A 17638-nucleotide genomic window follows, 5' to 3' on the forward strand; every position below is an offset into this window, starting at 1 on the left:
CAACCCACGCATCAAATCACCACCTGATCGGAAACACATGTTCGGAGCACTGGAACTCGGGCTCATCTACGGAGCGATGGCGCTCGGGGTCTACCTGACCTTCAAGGTCCTCAACTTCCCCGACCTCACCGTCGATGGCAGCTTCACCACAGGTGGCGCCACCGCCGCATCCTTGATCATCGCCGGGGTCAACCCTTTCCTGGCGACGTTGGCGGCCATCGGTGCGGGACTCATCGCCGGCTACATCACAGGACTTCTCCACACCAAGGGCGGCATCGACGGTCTGCTCGCCGGAATCCTGACGATGATCGGGCTGTGGTCGATCAACCTGCGCATCATGGGCAAGGCGAACCTCCCGCTCCTGCGAGAAGAGACCGTGTTCACCCCGTTGCGGGAGAACATGTGGCTGGGCACCTGGGTCTCCATCGCCATTCTTCTCGTCTTCACCTTGATTCTGAAGTTCGCCATCGACTGGTTCCTCACCACCGATCTGGGCCTGGCGATCCAGGCCAATGGCAATAACCGACAGATGATCCGCAGCCTCGGTGTCAACACCGACAACACGACAATGCTTACCCTGGCTCTGTCCAATGGCTTCGTCGCACTCTGCGGTGCCCTCATCGCCCAGTATCAGGGATTCTCCGATATCAGCATGGGCATCGGTCTCATCCTCGTCGGCCTCGCCTCGGTCATCCTGGGCCAGGCAGTCTTCGGCAGCCGCAACATCTTCATGGCCAGCCTCGGTGCCCTCATGGGTTCGGTCATCTACCGTCTCATCATCTTCCTGGCACTGCGTGCCGGCCTGGACACCAACGACATGAAGCTGACTACTGCACTGCTCGTCGTCATCGCACTGCTGCTGCCCAGATGGGGTTTCCTCAAGCGGATACCTTCACTGAGGTCACGCGGAAATCGAGCTTCGTCAGCTGCTATGACAGCAGATGAGCCAGCCAACGAAGCGGGAGCCCAGGTTCCGGCCGGCACGATCGATGTCCCCGAAGGCACCACAGACGTCCCGGCGGGGACGTCTGCACAGGCAACCGGAACAACTGTCGCGTCAGACCCGAAGGAGGACTGAGACACATGCTGAAGATCGATACCATCTCGAAGACCTTCTTCCCGGGCACCGTCAACGAACGCAAGGCCCTGCAGAATCTGTCGCTCGAGCTCGAAGAGTCTGACTTCGTCACCGTCATCGGCTCCAATGGAGCCGGAAAGTCAACCCTGCTCAATACGATCTCGGGCCGACTTCCCATCGATTCCGGATCGATCACGATCGACGGCGCCGAGGTGTCCCGGATGCCCGAATACAAACGGGCCAAGTATCTGGGCCGGGTGTTCCAGGACCCGATGGCAGGCACCGCGCCGGACCTCACGATCGAACAGAACCTGTCTCTGGCGCTCAAGCGCGGTAAGAGGCGTGGGCTGGGACGAGGGACCACCTCGGCGAGGCGGGACCTGTTCAGTGATGAACTGGCCACTTTGGAACTCGGCCTGGAGAACCGGTTGAAGACCAAAGTCGGTCTGCTCTCCGGTGGACAGCGCCAGGCGCTGAGCCTGCTCATGGCCGGATTCACTCAGCCTCGAATCCTGCTTCTCGACGAACACACAGCAGCTCTTGACCCACAGCGAGCGGCGCTCGTGACGGACCTGACGCAGAAGATCGTGTCCAATGACGGGCTGACCACACTCATGGTCACGCACAACATGGAGCAGGCGATCGCTCTGGGCAACAGGCTCATCATGATGCACGAAGGTGAGATCATCTATCAGGCTTCAGCCGAAGAGAAGAAGTCGCTGACGGTGAAGACTCTGCTCGGCGAATTCTCTAAGCTCAAGGGCGCGACCCTGGGAGACCGGGCACTGCTGAACTGACCCGGGCAAGGCACGGTTCGACCGACCCGCGTGCAATTCGGCCATGCCTGCCAGTCGGCGATATCGCCTGGCACCGGTCACGGTCGAGCGATGAAGTCCCCGATGTCACCGGTGATCTCGTCTGGATATTCGCCGGTGATGGCGTGAGAGGCATCCTCATAGACATGGACCGCTTCGGTGCCTAAGGCTCGCCGTGCCGTCGCAGAGGCGGTCTTCGGGTCATGCATGACCGAGCGTCCCGCGATGATTGCGAGGACGGGCATCGACAGGTCGGAGAGCTGCTGCTCCGTGATCCGAGTCGGTGCGGGCTTCTTCATTGTGTAATGGTGCATCCCGGCCTCGATCATGTCTGCCACCGGCATATCCTCGACCTCGATGCCACCAGCTGTGTATGAGTTGAATGCATCACGCGCGGATTTGGGAAGCCACGGGACGGAGGCCGGGATCGAGCGCAGGATCGTTTCCATCGGCAGGTTGTCGAAGGTATAGACAGGATCGATGAGGGTCAGTGTCTTCACATGCTGCGGGCGGCGGATGGCGAGATTGGCCGCCGTCCAACCACCCAGGGAGAGCCCGATCAGGTTCACGGAATTCTCTGGAATCGCCGTGATCGTCTCGGCGAGCCATTCGGCCTCGTCTTCGGCGTCGGCAATCGGTGAGGCCTGGATGCTGCGACCTGGTTCGCCGAGGAGATCGAGTGTGTAGACATCACCCAGTGCGAGCAGGGACGGCATGTTGTCCGCCCAAACCGGTGTCGATGAGGCGGTTCCCGGCAGCAGCAGCATCGGTGAGGCTTCGCCGGTCCCTGCGAACCGATAGACCCGAACAACGCCGAAGCTGGAGCGAACGTCCATCGTGTCCGCCGGCTCCGGCATGCCCTCGAACGCCAGATCGTACGCGGTGAAGAACTCGGCCTCCCCATCGGCGCTGTCCCAATGCCCGACAGGCGATGGGGACCGGAGGAAGTATCCGCAAAGAGCCGCGATCGACATGGCTGCGACCACCGGCAGGAGCACCCGAGGACGCAACATCCGCAGTCGGGTGCGTTGCCCAATGCGAGCGTCCACCAGCCCTCCTCTACCGATCGGTCAGTAATTTGATCATAAGGTAAAGTCAGGGTATTGCACAAGACCCAGCGGAGGCGAAGACGGGCGAGCCAGCGTTGACTTTCACCCGGCGTGCTCGGCGCGCGCAGATCATCGACGTCACCATCGAGCTCCTCGCCGAACACGGATACTCAGGAGTGTCACTGTCGCAGATCGCTGATCGCGCAGGCGTGACCAAACCGACCGTCCTCTACCACTTCACCGACAAATCCAATCTGGTCAGCGGTGTATACCGGTATGTGCTCGGCGCGGTGGTCGAATCGGTCGGTGATGCGATTGAGTCCGCCGAGGTGGGTGATCGTCCCGGTGTATATGTGCGCTCCATGGTGAATCACTTCCTCAGGCATCCCAGTCACGCCCGTGTGACCATCGAAGCGCGCATCCACGGGAACGAGCGAACGGAGAGTTCGGCACGGTGGCAGCCGGTGGCAGATCTCCTTCGCGCGGCACGAAAGGCGCTCGGAGCTGCAGAGTCAGCCGAGTTGCGCACCGCTGCACTCATCATCGGTGGAGCCATTGATGCTGTGGTCGCCGAAGCAGCAGAAGACCCGCAGTTCGATGCTGTCGCTGCGAGCGAAGAGATCGTGGAGCTGATCGAGACGCGCTACCTCGCTGGCTGAGCCTGGCCGCGTCAACACCGGGTAGGAGCAGGAATCCTTTGAGAAGCTCACAGGAAGCTGTTAAGGTCCGAAGCTATGGAAAAAACGGGTACTTTCAGGGCAGACCTCTGTGCCCGGACCCTTTCTGCGACACGAACAGCACCCCATCCCACCGCCGGCTTCGCCAATGATTCCTGGGAAGGCGCAGCGATCGGGTGGTGCGGTTCAGAGCCGTAGGCCACGCTGGCAACTTTCGAACATCCGTTTCCTCGACGATTGAGAAAGGGCCATCGCAATATGTCCGATGACTCCACACCAGATACATCCCGATCCGCCGAAGCTGACCCTGATGTGAAGGCGGCCAACGCGGAAGCCGAAGCAGCGAACGTGCCGAGGCTCGACACTGATGATTCCGGCCCCCTGCGCCCCGAGCGGAAAGCCTCGCGTGAGAAGCTCAAGGCCGATGCCAAACGAATGAGCAGAGAGACCGGAAAGGGCCTGGGCAAGCTGGACTACAGCCGCCCCCGCCGCCGGGCCGATGAAGAGCCGGAGAGTAACACCCAGTACCCGCACAACACCCACCCGATCCTGGTCCCGGGCATCGCGATCGACGAACAGCGCCGCCGCTACTCCCTCGACAAGATCATCTTCGCCGTCGCCGGCACGCTCACCGTCGCCTTCGTGATCTGGGGCATCACCGATTCCTCCAATGTCGCCTCGGTGGCTAAGGCCGCTTACGACTGGTCAACGATGAATGTGGGCTGGTTCTTCAACGTCGTCGCCATCGTCGTACTCGTCGCACTCCTCATCCTCGCGTTCTCGTCTTATGGCAAGATCCCGCTGGGCAAGGACGACGAGAAGGCTGAGTTCAGCACCTTCTCCTGGGTGGCGATGCTCTTCGCCGCAGGAATCGGCATCGGCGTGCTGTTCTTCGGCCCGTCCGAACCGCTGACCTACTTCATCAGTCCACCACCGCTGACGAACGACCCGGAAACCACTGAGGCCCTGCACGGAGCTATGGCCCAGACCTACTTCCACTGGGGCTTCCATGCCTGGGCGATGTACGCCCTGGTCGGTGGCGCGATCGCCTACGCCGCCTACCGGCGCGGACGTTCGCTGCTGCTGTCCTCGATCTTCCAGACCCTGTTCGGCAAACGCCAGACCGAGGGCTTCGCCGGCAAGGTCGTCGACATCTTCGCAATCGTCGCAACCCTGTTCGGAACCGCGGCGGCTCTGGGCATCGCGGCAATGCAGATCGGCACGGGTGTGAGCATCGTCAGCGGGGCCGGACCGATGACGAACAATATGCTCGTCGTCATCATCTGTGTTCTCACCGTCGGCTTCATCATCTCTGCGGTCTCCGGTGTCTCAAAGGGCATCCGTTACCTCTCGAGCATCAACATCATTCTCACCGTCGGCATCGTGGCGCTCGTGCTGTTCCTGGGACCGACACTGTTCCTGCTCAACCTGCTGCCTTCGGCGATGATGGAATACCTCGGGTCCCTCTTCGACATGATGGGCAAGTCCCTGTCCTGGGGCGGCGAAACATACGAGTTCCAGTCCGTGTGGACCGTCTACTACTGGGCCTGGTGGATCTCCTGGTCTCCGTTCGTCGGTACGTTCATCGCCCGTATCTCACGGGGACGCAGCATCCGCCAGTTCATCCTCGGCACGATCTTCATCCCTTCGACCCTGCTTTTTGTTGCCTACGGCATAATGGGCGGAACGTCGATCTGGATGTACCGAGAGGGGGCATCTGGTTTCACCGACAGCATGGAAGCGCCCGAGGTGTTCTTCACCCTCATCGGCAACCTACCCTATGTCGAGTGGTTGCCGGCGGTCGCGATCGTCGTCCTCGCGATCTTCTTCATCACCTCTGCTGACTCAGCGTCGGTGGTCATGGGCATGCTCGCCAGCCGCGGTGATCAGGAACCCAAGAAGTGGGTTGTCGTGTTCTGGGGTCTCGTGATGTCGGGCATTGCCGTCGTCATGCTTCTCCTCGGCGACGCCAGCGCGCTGGAAGGGCTGCAACAGCTCGTGATCGTCACTGCGGTGCCGTTCGCCGTCATCATGCTCTTCATCATCTTCGCCTGGTTCAAGGAACTGCGCACCGATCCGCTCGCACTGCGACGCAAGTACGCCCAGAACGCGGTCGACAACGCCGTGGTCGCTGGTGCTGATCGCTACGGCGATGACTTCGCATTCCAGGTCGTGCAGACCGAGCCGGGCGACGGTGCAAACGGGGGCATCGACTCCGAACACGAGGATTACACCGGGTGGTACCAGCGCACGGATGAGTACGGCGAGCCTGTCGGGTTCGACTATGAGACCGGCAAGTGGGCCGACGGCTGGACCTCCGAGGAAGCTGGGAACGACGACTCGGAGACCACCGCGGAGAGTTCAGAGGCTGAGAGCCAGACGGAATCCCGTGTGACCGAGTGAGGTGTCCGGTGTCGCGGCCGAGCGTGCCGAGGTCCGGTACCTGCGGCAATACGAGTCATGGCACATATAGGACCCGCCACGTAGCACCGGTCGCTGGTCGTGCGCACTGAAGTGACTGCTCGTCCACTCCCACACGTTTCCGGTCGTGTTGTGCAGACCGAAGCCGTTGGGTGCAAACGCGTCGGCGGGAACGGTGCCGACCGGCGCTGTCGGTCGGCTGGGGAAGACCCCGGCGAAGGTGTTCATGCGGGCCACACCGCCGGGTTCGCGTACCGAACCCCAGGGGTAGGGCTGTTGCTCGAGGCCGCCGCGGGAAGCGAACTCCCATTCGACTTCGGTCGGCAGCCGGGCACCCACCCACTGCGCATACGCCTCGGCGTCGGTATGGGAAACATGGGTGACCGGATGCCTGGCCCACTCTTCGAGGTTCGAACCTTCGAGGGTCGAACCGGGAACAGCAGCCACACCGGTCGGCCCGGGTCCGCCGGGGTGGAACCAGGTGGCCCCTGTGACCTGACGCCACCAGGGGGTAGCCTGCACAGAGGGAGAGGTCTCGGCCAGACCTTCGGCCACCAGGCCGGTGAAGACCAAGGAGTCACCATGAGTTTCGGCATCAGTGCGATGACCCGTCGCGTGGACGAACGCGGCGAATTCCGCGACCGTGACGGTCGTCGCGCCGATCGCGAAGCCCTCGATGCCAAGCTCGCGGACCGGGCCTTCACCATCGTCGGGGTAGGCCAAGGGGTCCTCGCTTCCCATGAGGAACGAGCCTCCGCTCAGACCGATCATCGCCAGATCCTGCGGGGCCAGAGCCGCGAGCTCGGCCAGCAGCTGCCGATCGGGAGCGGACGCGGTGGGCGATTCCCTGCCCGACATTCGCACCTCGGTGGGGGATTCTTCTTCCTCAACACCCACCTCGGCGGACCGAGGACTGCCCTGGCTCGCTCCGACGGGCGAGCTCCGTGCCGGGCCGCAGCATGAGGCCAATGTCGCCACCTTCAATCCATATTTGAGAATCAGTTTCGCAAGAATCTGTTCGATCTGACACACCTGCGCAGGTCTTCAACGCAGCTGACTTCGCAGATCATGCTTTCACAAGCAGACCATACGTTTTTGAGAAAGGACGTGACCAGCATATGCAACCGCCGAATATCGTAGTGATCCAGGCCGACCAGATGGCCGCTCAGGCACTGGGAGCCTACGGAGACACCGCCGCACTCACCCCGAACATCGATTCCCTGGCCGATGACGGGGCGGTCTTCGATCGCGCCTATTGCAACACCCCGCTGTGCTCACCGTCGAGGGCATCGATGATGACCGGTCGGATGCCCTCCGACATCGACTGCCTCGACAACGGCGACGACTTCGCCGCCTCGGTGCCGACGTTCGCTCACCGTCTGCGCAAGCTCGGCTACCACACCGCGCTCATCGGACGGATGCACTTCATCGGCCCCGATCAGCACCATGGTTTCGAAGAGCGCCTGACCACCGACGTCTACCCGGCCGACCTCGACATGGTCCCCGACTGGCAGCGCCCTCTGGACCAGAAGCTTCAGTGGTATCACGAGGCTGACCCGGTGTTCACCGCCGGTGCTGCCAAGGCGAACGTCCAGCAGGACTTCGACGACGAGGTGATCTTCAGGACGCTGCGTCACCTCAACGGACGAGTGCGCGCCAATCAGGCCGCCGGTGAGAACCAGCCGTTCCTCATGGTCACCTCGTTCATCCATCCGCACGACCCGTACGAGCCGCCGCGGGAGAACTGGGACAGATTCGCCGAGGTGGACATCCCGGACCCAGCCCACCCCGAGGTGCCCGACATCGCCGAGGACCCGCACAGCCACCGTCTGCGCACGATGAGCGGACTCGACAAGCGAGAACCGGGCCCCGAGGACATCCGTCGGGCCCGCCGCGCCTACTATGCGTCGGTGAGCTACATCGATGATCACATCGGCAAGATCCGCCAGCGTCTGCGCGAGCTCGACCTTGAGGACAACACCGTCATCATCGTCACCAGCGACCACGGAGACATGTTGGGGGAGAAGGGGCTGTGGTACAAAATGTCCCCGTACGAGCAGTCCTCCCGTGTCCCGATCATCATCAACGGCCCCGCCGAGGCGGTCACGCCGGGTCGGTATGCCAACCCCGTCAGCCTCGTTGACCTGATGCCGACTCTGCTCGAGCTGGCAGGAACGTCGGACCCGGATGCGACGGGCACCTCTCTGTTCGAGTCGGCTCGGCAGGAAGCGGCAGGCGAGACGGAGCCGGCCGATCGCGATGTCATCATCGAGTACTTCGCCGAGGGCACGTATCGACCGCAGGTGACGCTCATCCGTGGACAGTACAAGCTGACGATCTGCCCGGGAGATCCGGAGCTGCTGTTCGACCTCGAAACGGATCCGGACGAGCTGGTCAACAAGGCCGGCGACGCCTCCTATGCGGAGCTCGTGGCCACGATGCGAGCCGAGCTGGACTCACGCTACGACCTCGAACATCTTGAACAGCATGTGCTCGGCAGCCAGTCGAGCCGGCAGCTCGTCGCCGATGCGCTCAAGATCGGCACGGTCCGGCACTGGGACTACGATCCGGAACCCGAGAACGGCTATGTCCGCGGCGACTTCTGGACCGCGTTCAGGTTCGGAAAGATCCCCGACACCACAGCCTGAGGCGAGGCGCAAGCGCCCCGCGGGGCCGAGCCCCACGCTCCAGCCGTGACGTTTCATCGAGCGCAGATCGCAGCGTCGAGAGCAGATCGCAGCGTCGAGAGCAGACTGTATACCCTCTGCCCTCGACGCTGCGGTCGTCTTTCGGTGAGATCGAGACGAGATCGAGACGAGGGAGTAGCGGATCCCCGGCAGGGCCCACCTCGGCGGGGATAATTCACTCAGCATTGGGCGAGTTGCAGGTCACACTCTCAGACTCTGGTGGCATCATCTGGAGTAGGAGGGATGTCATGACCAATTTTGAGTGGACATCTGAAGTCCCGCTCGCCGCCGAGACCACGTATCTCTGGCACGCACAGCCCGGAGCACTGACCAGGCTGTCCCCGCATTGGGCACAGGAGATCATCCAGGAGAGTTACCCTCCCATCGCACCCGGTGCGATTGCCCAGGTCAAGACCAGCGTGCCCGGCACCTACGGCCTTGTCCGGCGACCATTCAGCTCGGTTCATTCCGAAGGTCCCTCCCGGTTCTCGTTCGTCGATGAACTCAAGAAGGGTCCACTGAGTCAGTGGAAGCACACTCACGAATTCTCCTCGGTCGCAGGGGGAACCAAAATCGATGACCATATCGAGTTCTCGATGGCTCCGACCGGCTTCGACGCGATCGACCGTGGCCTCACCCATAACTTGGAAGCAACCTTCGAAGCCAGGCATAAGCGCATGCTCATGGATATCGAGTTCCTCGAGCGCATGCATGCACCTCTGTTGACGCGTAAGAAGGGCAAACGCATCCTCATCGTCGGCGGCAGCGGACTCGTCGGCCAACAGGTCGCGGCACTGTTCTCCACGGCGGGCCATTTCGTGCGCCTGCTGGTGCGGCGCACCCCGAAGTTCGAGTATGAGTCCCATTGGAACCCCGAATTGGGAATCATCAACCCTCGCGACCTGGCATGGGCGGATGCGGTCGTCCACCTCGGTGGGCGATCGATTGCCACCCGGTTCACGAAGAAGGCCAAGGAGGAGATCCGCTCCTCACGCATCAATTCGACGACGCTGCTGGCAGAGACGATGCGCGCCCTGCCCGAGGCGAAACGACCCGAAGTATTCGTCTGCGCGTCCGCGGTGGGAATCTATGGTTCTCGGGCGGAAGCGCCGGTGGATGAGACCGCACCGGCTGGGGACGGATTCCTTGCCGAAGTGTGTCAGGAGTGGGAAGCTGCAGCCGCCAGAGTCGAGGAGCTGGGCATCCGGCGGGTCTCCATCCGCTCGGGCATCGCATTGACCTCGTTGAGCGGGTTCCTCAAACTCCAAACACCGTTGTATCTCGCGGGGGCCGGAGGCCGTTTGGGCAGTGGCGAGCAGGGCCTGGCCTGGGTTTCCCTCGATGATCTGGCCAGATCATATGTGCATGCTGTGCTCACCGACTATGTCCGCGGCCCCGTCAATGCGGTGGCCCCCGAAATGGTGACGCAGGGAGAATTCGCCGACGCGCTCGCTGCCCACCTGCATCGGCCGGCCCGCCTACCGACGCCCGGTTTCGTCACCGAGCTGGTCCTCGGTGCCGACGGAGCAAAGGAATTGGCCCTAGCCGACCAGAAGGTGCTCCCGGAAAGGCTGGAGGAGACCGGATACCAGTTCGCCCACCCCACGCTGGCCGCCTGCCTTGAGGAGGAACTCGGCAGCGGAGCGTGAAATGGGCGAACGGAGTCAGCTGAGCTCAGAACCTCTTTGAGGCGATCTCGGCACCAGCAGTCAATGACTGCAGCTTAGCGACGGCGATCTCGGGGTGGACGCGTCCACCCAGGCCGCAGTCGGTCGAGGCCACGACATTGTCGGGACCGACGAGCTTCGCGAAACGCTCGATGCGATCGGCGACGAGCTCGGGATGCTCGACGACATTCGTGGAGTGCGAGACGATGCCGGGGATGATGCACTTGCCCTCGGGCAGCTTCGTATCCTCCCAGATCCGCCATTCGTGTTCGTGGCGGACGTTGGCTGCCTCGAAGGTGATGCCACCAGCATTGAGCGTGAGCACCTGGTCGACGATCTCCTTGAACGGCAGGTCCGTCACGTGCGGCCCGTGCCACGAACCCCAGCAGGTGTGGACGCGAACCTGCGCCGGGTCGATGCCGCGCAGAGCATGGTTGAGTGCGTCGATGCGGACCTGGATGAACGACCGGTAGTCGGCGAAGGAGGGTTCCGGGTTGATCTGGTCGAAATTCTCGGCCAGTGAAGGGTCGTCGATCTGGACGGTCAGACCCGCCTCGGTGATGGCGAGGTATTCCTCACGCAGCACATCGGCCCAGGCCCAGATGAACTCCTCGTCAGTCTTGTAGAACTCGTTGGCGATGCGAGATGCCGAACCCGGGGACAGCGCGTTGATGTACCCGTCGCGTTCACCGTACCCAGCAGCCGCGAGACCGGCCTTGAGGTTGGCGATGTCGCTGGCGACCTGATCATGGCCGACGTAGCTGATGGCGCTCGTGGCCTTGGGGAACTGCGGCTGGTCACCGGTGTCCGTGCCGGCGTTGGCATCACCGTAGACGCCGGGGAAGAGATTGCGGTCGCGGCGGTCGCCGAAGCTGGTCAGAACCGTGTTGCCCGGTTCCGAGCGGACAGCCGGAGCATCCCACTTGTCGACGTCATCGAGTTCGAGCCCGCCGGTGCGGGCGAAGGAGTAATGCCACCAGGCACCGTAATCGAAGTCAGCGGACATTGTGTGGCCGTATTCGCCGTCGTTGGGGATCGAGATGCCCAGATCTTTCTGGCGCTTGACGAGGTCGGCGACGCTGGCGGAGAGGAGCTCGTTGAACTCCTGAGTCTGTGCGTCCGAGACTGTTTCTCCGGCCAGCCGGGCGGTGATCTGAGCCTGCTTGACCTTATTGGCCTCGATGAGCTCGGGGGTGCGGGGTAAGGACCCCGCGTGCGAGGTGCGGATGGTGGCCATGGGTGACTCCTTCGGTTGTTCGACTGTGTTGTAGGCGAATCGTTCCCCCTCAGGCAATCACATTAGCCACTTCGCATGCGAGAGACTCGTCATGTTGGGTCACTTGCTGTGGCACCAACTGGGTGAAGAGAGCGCGGTCCTGGCCCTCACCGACCTACAGTGATGACATGAGTCAGCCGGCTTCTTCGGGGAGGACCCGAACGGGAGGTCGGACCCGGGTGGACGGCGCGGGTCCTGTACTGGGTGGCCCTGGCCATCGGCTCATTGCCGGAGCTCGTGATGATGCCGATGATGGTCGACGGGGTGCGGCCTGAATTCTTCGCCGTGTATTCGGCCATGAGCGTCGTAGTAGCGATCCTCGAACTCGTCCTCGGCGTCGTTGCCCTTCTCACAGTGAGGGCCAGTCCGATGCCGATGCGTCTGTTCGGGATAGGACTACTCATTGCCATCAGCATCTATGCATTCGCTTTGCCGTACCTGATGCCGATCATTGTGAATCCTGGTGTCGACGGTTTCGGCGGCAGCGGTTTCGGCGGCAGCGGTTTCGACGGCAGCGCCAGCAGTTTCGAACTGGCGATGATCATCCCGAGCATCATCTGGACCTTCCACGGCGGCGTTGTGCTGGCCGGAACAATCATTGCCTGGAACCTCGCGCGCAACAGAACCTGGTGGACCCACCTCGTGGCTGCCGGCTATGCGCTGCTGATGGGACTCGTGGTCGCCTTTGTCGAATGGGCTATGAACTGGTTCGGTTCCTCATTCGCGATGTCAATGGTCCTCACGCAATGTGTCTTGCTGGGAGTGACATTCTGCGGTCTTGGTCTGCTGCACGTGCTCGGCGGCCTGCCGCGTGGCAACTGAAAACGCCGAGGGGACCACTTAGCTTTGACCGGACCAGTTGCAACTGGTTCTCTCGGCGCTAAGGGGTCCCCTCGGCAATCATTAGGGTGAGGACGTGCTGACCGCCGCGGCGGCCACGCTTCAGCCGAAGTGCTTCGGCAGTGTCCCCTCATGGGTTTCGCGCAGTTCGTCCAGGCCGACCTCGAAGTGATCGACGACTTCGAGGACGGGTGCCTCTTCGCCGGTGTCGGTCATGCCGATGCGGATGAACGGGAAGTGCCGGGCGGTGCACATGTCCTTGAAGCGGACCTCTTCGGACCGCGGCACGGCCACGATCGCACGGGCCGTTGACTCAGAGAACAGCGCGGTGAACACGTCGACACGATCGCGTTCGCACACTTCGTCGAGCCAGATGCGCGCCCCGGTGCCGAAGCGCAGGCAGGATTCGATCAGTGCCTGGGACAGACCGCCCTCGGACAGATCGTGCGCCGCATCGATCATGCCATCGCGTGAGGAGTTGATGAGGATCTCACCGAGTTCCTTCTCCATGCTCGGCTTGTACTGCGGAGGCACCCCGCCGAGGTGACCGGCAGTCACGTCGGCCCAGGCCGAACCGTCGAGTTCGGCTTCGGTCGTGCCGAGGAGGTAGATGGTCTGGCCAGGCTCCTTCCAGCCGCTCGGGGTGGCCCGGGTGACGTCATCGAAGACGCCGAGGACACCGACGACCGGAGTCGGGTGGATGGCCACGCCACCGGTCTGGTTGTACAGGGAGACGTTGCCACCGGTCACGGGAATGCCCATGTCCTGGCACGCCTCGGCGAGGCCCTCAACAGCGGCTGCGAACTGCCACATGATCTCCGGGTCCTCGGGGGAACCGAAGTTGAGGCAGTCGGTGACCGCGCGGGGGATGGCCCCGGCAGTGGTGACGTTGCGGTAGGCCTCGGCCAGCGCCAGCGCTGAGCCGCGGGCCGGATCGAGGTAGCAGTAGCGACCGTTGGCGTCCGTGGCGATGGCGACACCGAGTCCGGATTCTTCGTCGACGCGGATGACTCCGGCATCGTCGGGGAATGCCTGGGCGGTGTTGCCCTGCACGTACTTGTCATACTGCGAGGTGATCCACTTCTTCGACGCCAGGTTCGGTGAGCCGGCGAGCTGCAGCATGGTCGACCGCAGTTCTTCGTTGCTCTCGGGCTTGACCAAGCCAGCGGAGTCCACGGTGTTCGCGGCCACCTCGGCGGCCCATGATGGCTCGGCCATCGGACGTTCGTAGACGGGACCGTCGTGGGCGACCGAGCGTGGTGGCACATCGACGATGACGTCTCCGTGCCATTCGATGACGAGGCGTTCGGAGTCGGTGACCTCACCGAGGACGGAGGTTTCAACGTCCCATTTGCCGACGATCGCGAGGAAGTCGTCGAGGCGCTCCGGCGTGACTACGGCCATCATCCGCTCCTGCGACTCCGACATGAGGATCTCCTCAGGAGTGAGAGTCTCATCGCGCAGCAGCACATCATCGAGGGCGATGTGCATGCCGCCGTCACCGTTCGAGGCCAGCTCCGAGGTCGCACAGCTGATGCCGGCGGCTCCCAGATCCTGGATGCCTTCGACCACTCCGGCGTGGAAGAGTTCGAGGCAGCATTCGATGAGCACCTTCTCTGCGAAGGGGTCGCCCACCTGGACGGCCGGGCGCTTCGAGGGCTTCGTATCGTCGAAGGACTCCGAGGCGAGGATCGAGGCTCCGCCGATGCCGTCGCCACCGGTGCGGGCACCGAAGAGGATGACCTTGTTGCCCTTGCCCGAAGCATTGGCCAGGCGGATGTCTTCGTGCCGCATCACGCCGACTGCGAGAGCGTTGACCAGAGGGTTCCCCTGGTAGACCGAGTCGAAGACGGTTTCGCCGCCGATGTTGGGCAGGCCGAGGGAGTTGCCGTAGTTGCTGATCCCGGACACGACTCCGTGGAGCACGCGTGAAGTGTCGGGGTGGTCGATGGCACCGAAGCGCAGCTGGTCCATCACGGCCACGGGGCGGGCGCCCATCGAAATGATGTCGCGTACGATTCCGCCGACACCTGTGGCCGCACCCTGGTGGGGCTCGACATAGCTGGGGTGGTTGTGGGACTCGACCTTGAAGGTCACAGCCCATCCGTCGCCGATGTCGACGACGCCGGCATTCTCACCGATGCCCACGAGCAGGTGCTTCTTCATGTCCTCGGTGACCTTGTCGCCGAACTTCGACAGGTGCACCTTCGACGACTTATACGAGCAGTGTTCGGACCACATGACCGAATACATCGCCAACTCCGCCGAGGTGGGACGTCGTCCCAGGATCTGACGGATCTGGGCGTATTCGTCGGCTTTGAGGCCGAGGTCGGCATAGGGCTGATCCACATCGGGATTCGCAGCAGCGAACTCGACTGTCTCCTTGACCTTTTTGGAATTGGCCTGGTCGGTTTCGACCTGCTGGGATTCGACCTGCGTGGAATTCGCAGCGTTGAGGTTACTCGACATGTCCTCTTAATGGCCCTTTCATACGACACGGCATCACCGTCAATCTTAGCCGTGCAGTGGGGGAGGAGGGGAAGCAGGTCTCATCGGCCAGACCCTACCGCCGAGTTCGGCGCACACATTCGCCAATTAGAATGTAGGCCATGGCAACTCCGAAGATCGTCTTGTTCTACGTATTCACCCCTCTGGCAGACCCCGAAGCAGTCAAACTGTGGCAGCACACTCTGGCTGAGAGCCTCGGGCTCAAGGGGCGCGTGATCGTGTCGAAGGATGGCATCAATGCCACCATCGGCGGCGACATCTTCGACGTCAAACAGTACGTGCGGGCCACGAGGTCCTACGCACCGTTCAAGAAGGCCGACATCAAATGGTCCAACGGTGAAGGAGACGATTTCCCACGACTGAGTGTCAAGGTCAGACCAGAGCTCGTGACCTTCGGCACCGATGATGAGATCACAGTGACCGAGACGGGAGTCGAAGGCGGCGGTGAACACCTCAAGCCCGGAGCCCTGCACAAACTCCTCGACGAGCGCGGTGACGATGTCGTCTTCTTCGACGGACGCAATGCGATGGAAGCCCAGATCGGGAAGTTCCGCGATGCGATCGTTCCCGAGACGGACACCACGAGAGACTTCATCGAGGAGATCGAATCGGGCAAGTACGACGATCTCAAGGGCAAACCGGTCGTCACCTACTGCACCGGCGGCATCCGCTGCGAGGTCCTGTCCGTGCTGATGAAGAACCGCGGCTTCGAAGAGGTCTACCAGCTCGACGGCGGAATCGTCCGCTATGGGGAGACCTTCGGCAACACCGGATACTGGGATGGCTCCCTTTATGTCTTCGACAAGCGCATGCACGTGGAGTTCGGCGACGGTGCCGAATCGATCGGTCACTGCGTCGCGTGTGAGAAGGCGACCCCGAACTTCGTCAACTGCGCGAATCTGGACTGCCGGCAGCAGTACCTGCGCTGTGAGGACTGCACCGAAAAGAATCGTCAGCCCTACTGCCCCGACTGTGTGCAGGCCGGTATCCCCGCCGAGGTGACCGCCGGCTGATCTGTCAGCGCAGCAGGCTCTTCGTCGCGGCTCTGATGTCGGTCCATGTGAAATCGAAGCCTGCTTGCTCCAGTCGCTTGGGCAGCACCCACCGACTTTTGAGCACCAGCTCCGATTCCTGACGCAGGACGAGCATCCCGATCTCCAGCAGCCAACGGGGCGCCGGAATTCCTAGCAGCATCCGTACGGCCCGTCGCAGAGACGCCATCAGAGTGGTGTTGTCCGAAACGCCTGGGCTCGAGACATTGATGGGCCCGGTCAGCTCCTCATGTTCATCGATGAATCGGATCGCGCGCACAACATCGTCGATGTGCACCCAGCTGAACCGCTGCCTCCCATGACTGAGCGGATGCCGGTGCCAAACCTTAGGCCCTGACGCATCAGGTCCAATGCCCCGGTACCGGGTGTGACCGAACCAGCGCCCTTCCAACTGAGGACCGCCAGCGCCGAAGCGGGCTGCGGTCGCGAGCATGTTCAGAGCCGCGCCGTCGCCGAGGACGATCGCCATCCGGATTGCCACTCTCCTCGTCCTGGGCAGTTCCCCCTGGAAGAACTCCCGTTCCCAGCCCTTGGCCACGTCGACGGAGAAGCCCTCGCCGATGTCACCGTCGTCTTCGGTCTGAGGCTGGTCCATGGCATGGCGATAGATCGTCGCCGTGCTCGAGTTGATCCACAGGCGCGGTGGCGACGAGGCGGTCCTGACCGCATCGTTCAATACCCGAGTCGTCATAACTCGTGAGTCCCAGATGCCCTGCCGGTTGCGGTCGTTGTATCTGCAGCCCACGCTGCGGCCGGCGAAGTTGATGAGCAGATCGGCACCGTCAATGAGTGCAGCGATCTCTTCCGGGTCATCCCAGGAGACATGTGTTCCTGAGGAAGCGGCCTGGCCGATGGTGCGCACATGGTAGCCCCACGAGTTCAGGGGAGTCATGAGTGATCTGCCGATGAAACCGGAGGCTCCGGCGATGACAGCTATCGGTGCTGAGCCGTTGTCGGGATGAGGAGAAACATTTTCCGCAGTCATGAAGCGACGGTAACACCGACAGATCCGGGCGTTGGCGGGGAATTGTCCGTCCCCAGTTCAGGCAGCCGGGGCCTGTGTGTCGGGCGTCACTGCAAGAGAGCCGGTTTCGAGTTGCACGACGAGCCAGGCCTGGACTAGAGTAGTATCTCGTTGCCCCGCAGAAAACGAGTTCTTCTAGAACGGTTTTCACCGGCGTGACCAGCACAAACACAGTTTGGGTGTGGTTCACACGGAACACGGGTGACAACGAAGAATTGAAACTGACACCCCTGGTGTACACGCCCTTTTTGGGGGTTGTGGTGACGGGTGAGTGTTTGTGGTTTGAGAATCCAATAGCGTGTTTGTTTGAACAAATAGTGATGCCAGAAATATTAGTTTTCTGGTAAGACAATCACATGTTCACGCACTGATGTTTCCTCCCTCGCCGGAGGAGCATGCCAGCGTGTGTGGACATGATTTTTTGGTCAGCTGCGATCACCCCGTGATCGTTGGTTGGCTGTCTTGCTGGGATTCATTCGTAACATAAAGTTTTTTTATGGAGAGTTTGATCCTGGCTCAGGACGAACGCTGGCTGCGTGCTTAA

14 protein-coding genes are annotated in these 17638 nt (G+C 62.2%); 8 read left to right on the top strand and 6 right to left on the bottom strand.

All coding sequences use genetic code 11. The features are described 5' to 3' along the window. Positions 1-37: 37 nt before the first annotated feature. Both INT29_RS16055 and INT29_RS16060 read left to right on the top strand, forming a co-directional pair. Positions 38-1078 (top strand): ABC transporter permease, encoded by a 1041-nt coding sequence (locus INT29_RS16055; RefSeq protein ID WP_193072372.1) that lies wholly within the window; start codon positions 38-40, stop codon positions 1076-1078. Positions 1079-1083: 5 nt separating this feature from the next. Beyond that, entirely contained in the window at positions 1084-1875 is a 792-nt protein-coding gene (locus INT29_RS16060; protein WP_101572842.1) for an ABC transporter ATP-binding protein, read from the top strand. A gap of 77 nt (positions 1876-1952) precedes the next feature. Here INT29_RS16060 and INT29_RS16065 read toward each other — a convergent pair whose 3' ends face one another. Next, positions 1953-2942 carry an alpha/beta hydrolase gene (locus INT29_RS16065; protein ID WP_319020926.1) on the bottom strand — a complete coding sequence of 330 codons (990 nt, stop codon included), beginning with the start codon at positions 2940-2942 and terminating at the stop codon, positions 1953-1955. Between the two features lie 95 nt (positions 2943-3037). Between INT29_RS16065 and INT29_RS16070 the strand changes: the two genes are divergently transcribed. Both INT29_RS16070 and INT29_RS16075 read left to right on the top strand, forming a co-directional pair. Beyond that, positions 3038-3601 (top strand): TetR/AcrR family transcriptional regulator, encoded by a 564-nt coding sequence (locus tag INT29_RS16070; protein ID WP_226842098.1) that lies wholly within the window; start codon positions 3038-3040, stop codon positions 3599-3601. A gap of 276 nt (positions 3602-3877) precedes the next feature. Beyond that, positions 3878-6022, top strand: a complete 2145-nt coding sequence (locus INT29_RS16075; RefSeq protein ID WP_101572846.1) for a BCCT family transporter — start codon at positions 3878-3880, stop codon at positions 6020-6022. Here the strand turns inward: INT29_RS16075 and INT29_RS16080 are convergent. After that, positions 5981-7018: a formylglycine-generating enzyme family protein gene (locus INT29_RS16080; protein WP_257930177.1), complete on the bottom strand. Its 1038-nt coding sequence runs from the start codon at positions 7016-7018 to the stop codon at positions 5981-5983. The two genes, INT29_RS16075 and INT29_RS16080, sit on opposite strands and share 42 nt — an antisense overlap. 140 nt (positions 7019-7158) lie before the next feature. On the opposite strand from INT29_RS16080, the gene betC reads away from it, so the two are divergent. Both betC and INT29_RS16090 read left to right on the top strand, forming a co-directional pair. Continuing rightward, a complete protein-coding gene (betC, locus tag INT29_RS16085; protein ID WP_193072373.1) occupies positions 7159-8688 on the top strand; it encodes a choline-sulfatase in 1530 nt (509 codons plus the stop codon). Positions 8689-8975: 287 nt separating this feature from the next. Further along, positions 8976-10376, top strand: a complete 1401-nt coding sequence (locus tag INT29_RS16090) for a TIGR01777 family oxidoreductase (protein WP_193072374.1) — start codon at positions 8976-8978, stop codon at positions 10374-10376. 25 nt (positions 10377-10401) lie between these two features. On the opposite strand, the gene INT29_RS16095 is transcribed toward INT29_RS16090, so the two are convergent. Further along, entirely contained in the window at positions 10402-11631 is a 1230-nt protein-coding gene (locus INT29_RS16095) for a cobalamin-independent methionine synthase II family protein (protein ID WP_101572851.1), read from the bottom strand. A 146-nt stretch (positions 11632-11777) separates the two neighbouring features. After that, positions 11778-11969, bottom strand: coding sequence for a hypothetical protein (locus tag INT29_RS16100; protein WP_193072375.1), 192 nt, complete (start codon positions 11967-11969; stop codon positions 11778-11780). Here INT29_RS16100 and INT29_RS16105 point away from each other — a divergent pair. Continuing rightward, positions 11968-12492, top strand: coding sequence for a hypothetical protein (locus INT29_RS16105; protein WP_193072376.1), 525 nt, complete (start codon positions 11968-11970; stop codon positions 12490-12492). The two genes, INT29_RS16100 and INT29_RS16105, sit on opposite strands and share 2 nt — an antisense overlap. 120 nt (positions 12493-12612) lie before the next feature. Here INT29_RS16105 and purL read toward each other — a convergent pair whose 3' ends face one another. Then, positions 12613-14979: a phosphoribosylformylglycinamidine synthase subunit PurL gene (gene purL, locus INT29_RS16110; protein ID WP_193072378.1), complete on the bottom strand. Its 2367-nt coding sequence runs from the start codon at positions 14977-14979 to the stop codon at positions 12613-12615. A gap of 140 nt (positions 14980-15119) precedes the next feature. Here purL and INT29_RS16115 point away from each other — a divergent pair, with 140 nt between their 5' ends. Further along, positions 15120-16031, top strand: coding sequence for a rhodanese-related sulfurtransferase (locus INT29_RS16115; RefSeq protein ID WP_101572859.1), 912 nt, complete (start codon positions 15120-15122; stop codon positions 16029-16031). Positions 16032-16035: 4 nt separating this feature from the next. Here the strand turns inward: INT29_RS16115 and INT29_RS16120 are convergent, their stop codons facing one another. Then, positions 16036-17055, bottom strand: a complete 1020-nt coding sequence (locus INT29_RS16120; RefSeq protein ID WP_193072379.1) for an epimerase — start codon at positions 17053-17055, stop codon at positions 16036-16038. Between the last annotated feature and the right edge of the window lie 583 nt (positions 17056-17638).

This window comes from Brevibacterium sp. FME37, assembly GCF_014897485.1.
Taxonomy (GTDB): Bacteria; Actinomycetota; Actinomycetes; order Actinomycetales; family Brevibacteriaceae; genus Brevibacterium.

Coding starts and splice junctions, on each gene's coding strand:
- INT29_RS16055 (WP_193072372.1), top strand. CDS start 38: ATGTTCGGAGCACTGGAACTCGGGCTCATCTACGGAGCGATGGCGCTC.
- INT29_RS16060 (WP_101572842.1), top strand. CDS start 1,084: ATGCTGAAGATCGATACCATCTCGAAGACCTTCTTCCCGGGCACCGTC.
- INT29_RS16075 (WP_101572846.1), top strand. CDS start 3,878: ATGTCCGATGACTCCACACCAGATACATCCCGATCCGCCGAAGCTGAC.
- betC (WP_193072373.1), top strand. CDS start 7,159: ATGCAACCGCCGAATATCGTAGTGATCCAGGCCGACCAGATGGCCGCT.
- INT29_RS16090 (WP_193072374.1), top strand. CDS start 8,976: ATGACCAATTTTGAGTGGACATCTGAAGTCCCGCTCGCCGCCGAGACC.
- INT29_RS16095 (WP_101572851.1), bottom strand. CDS start 11,631: ATGGCCACCATCCGCACCTCGCACGCGGGGTCCTTACCCCGCACCCCC.
- INT29_RS16105 (WP_193072376.1), top strand. CDS start 11,968: ATGAGCGTCGTAGTAGCGATCCTCGAACTCGTCCTCGGCGTCGTTGCC.
- INT29_RS16100 (WP_193072375.1), bottom strand. CDS start 11,969: ATGGCCGAATACACGGCGAAGAATTCAGGCCGCACCCCGTCGACCATC.
- purL (WP_193072378.1), bottom strand. CDS start 14,979: ATGTCGAGTAACCTCAACGCTGCGAATTCCACGCAGGTCGAATCCCAG.
- INT29_RS16115 (WP_101572859.1), top strand. CDS start 15,120: ATGGCAACTCCGAAGATCGTCTTGTTCTACGTATTCACCCCTCTGGCA.
- INT29_RS16120 (WP_193072379.1), bottom strand. CDS start 17,055: ATGACTGCGGAAAATGTTTCTCCTCATCCCGACAACGGCTCAGCACCG.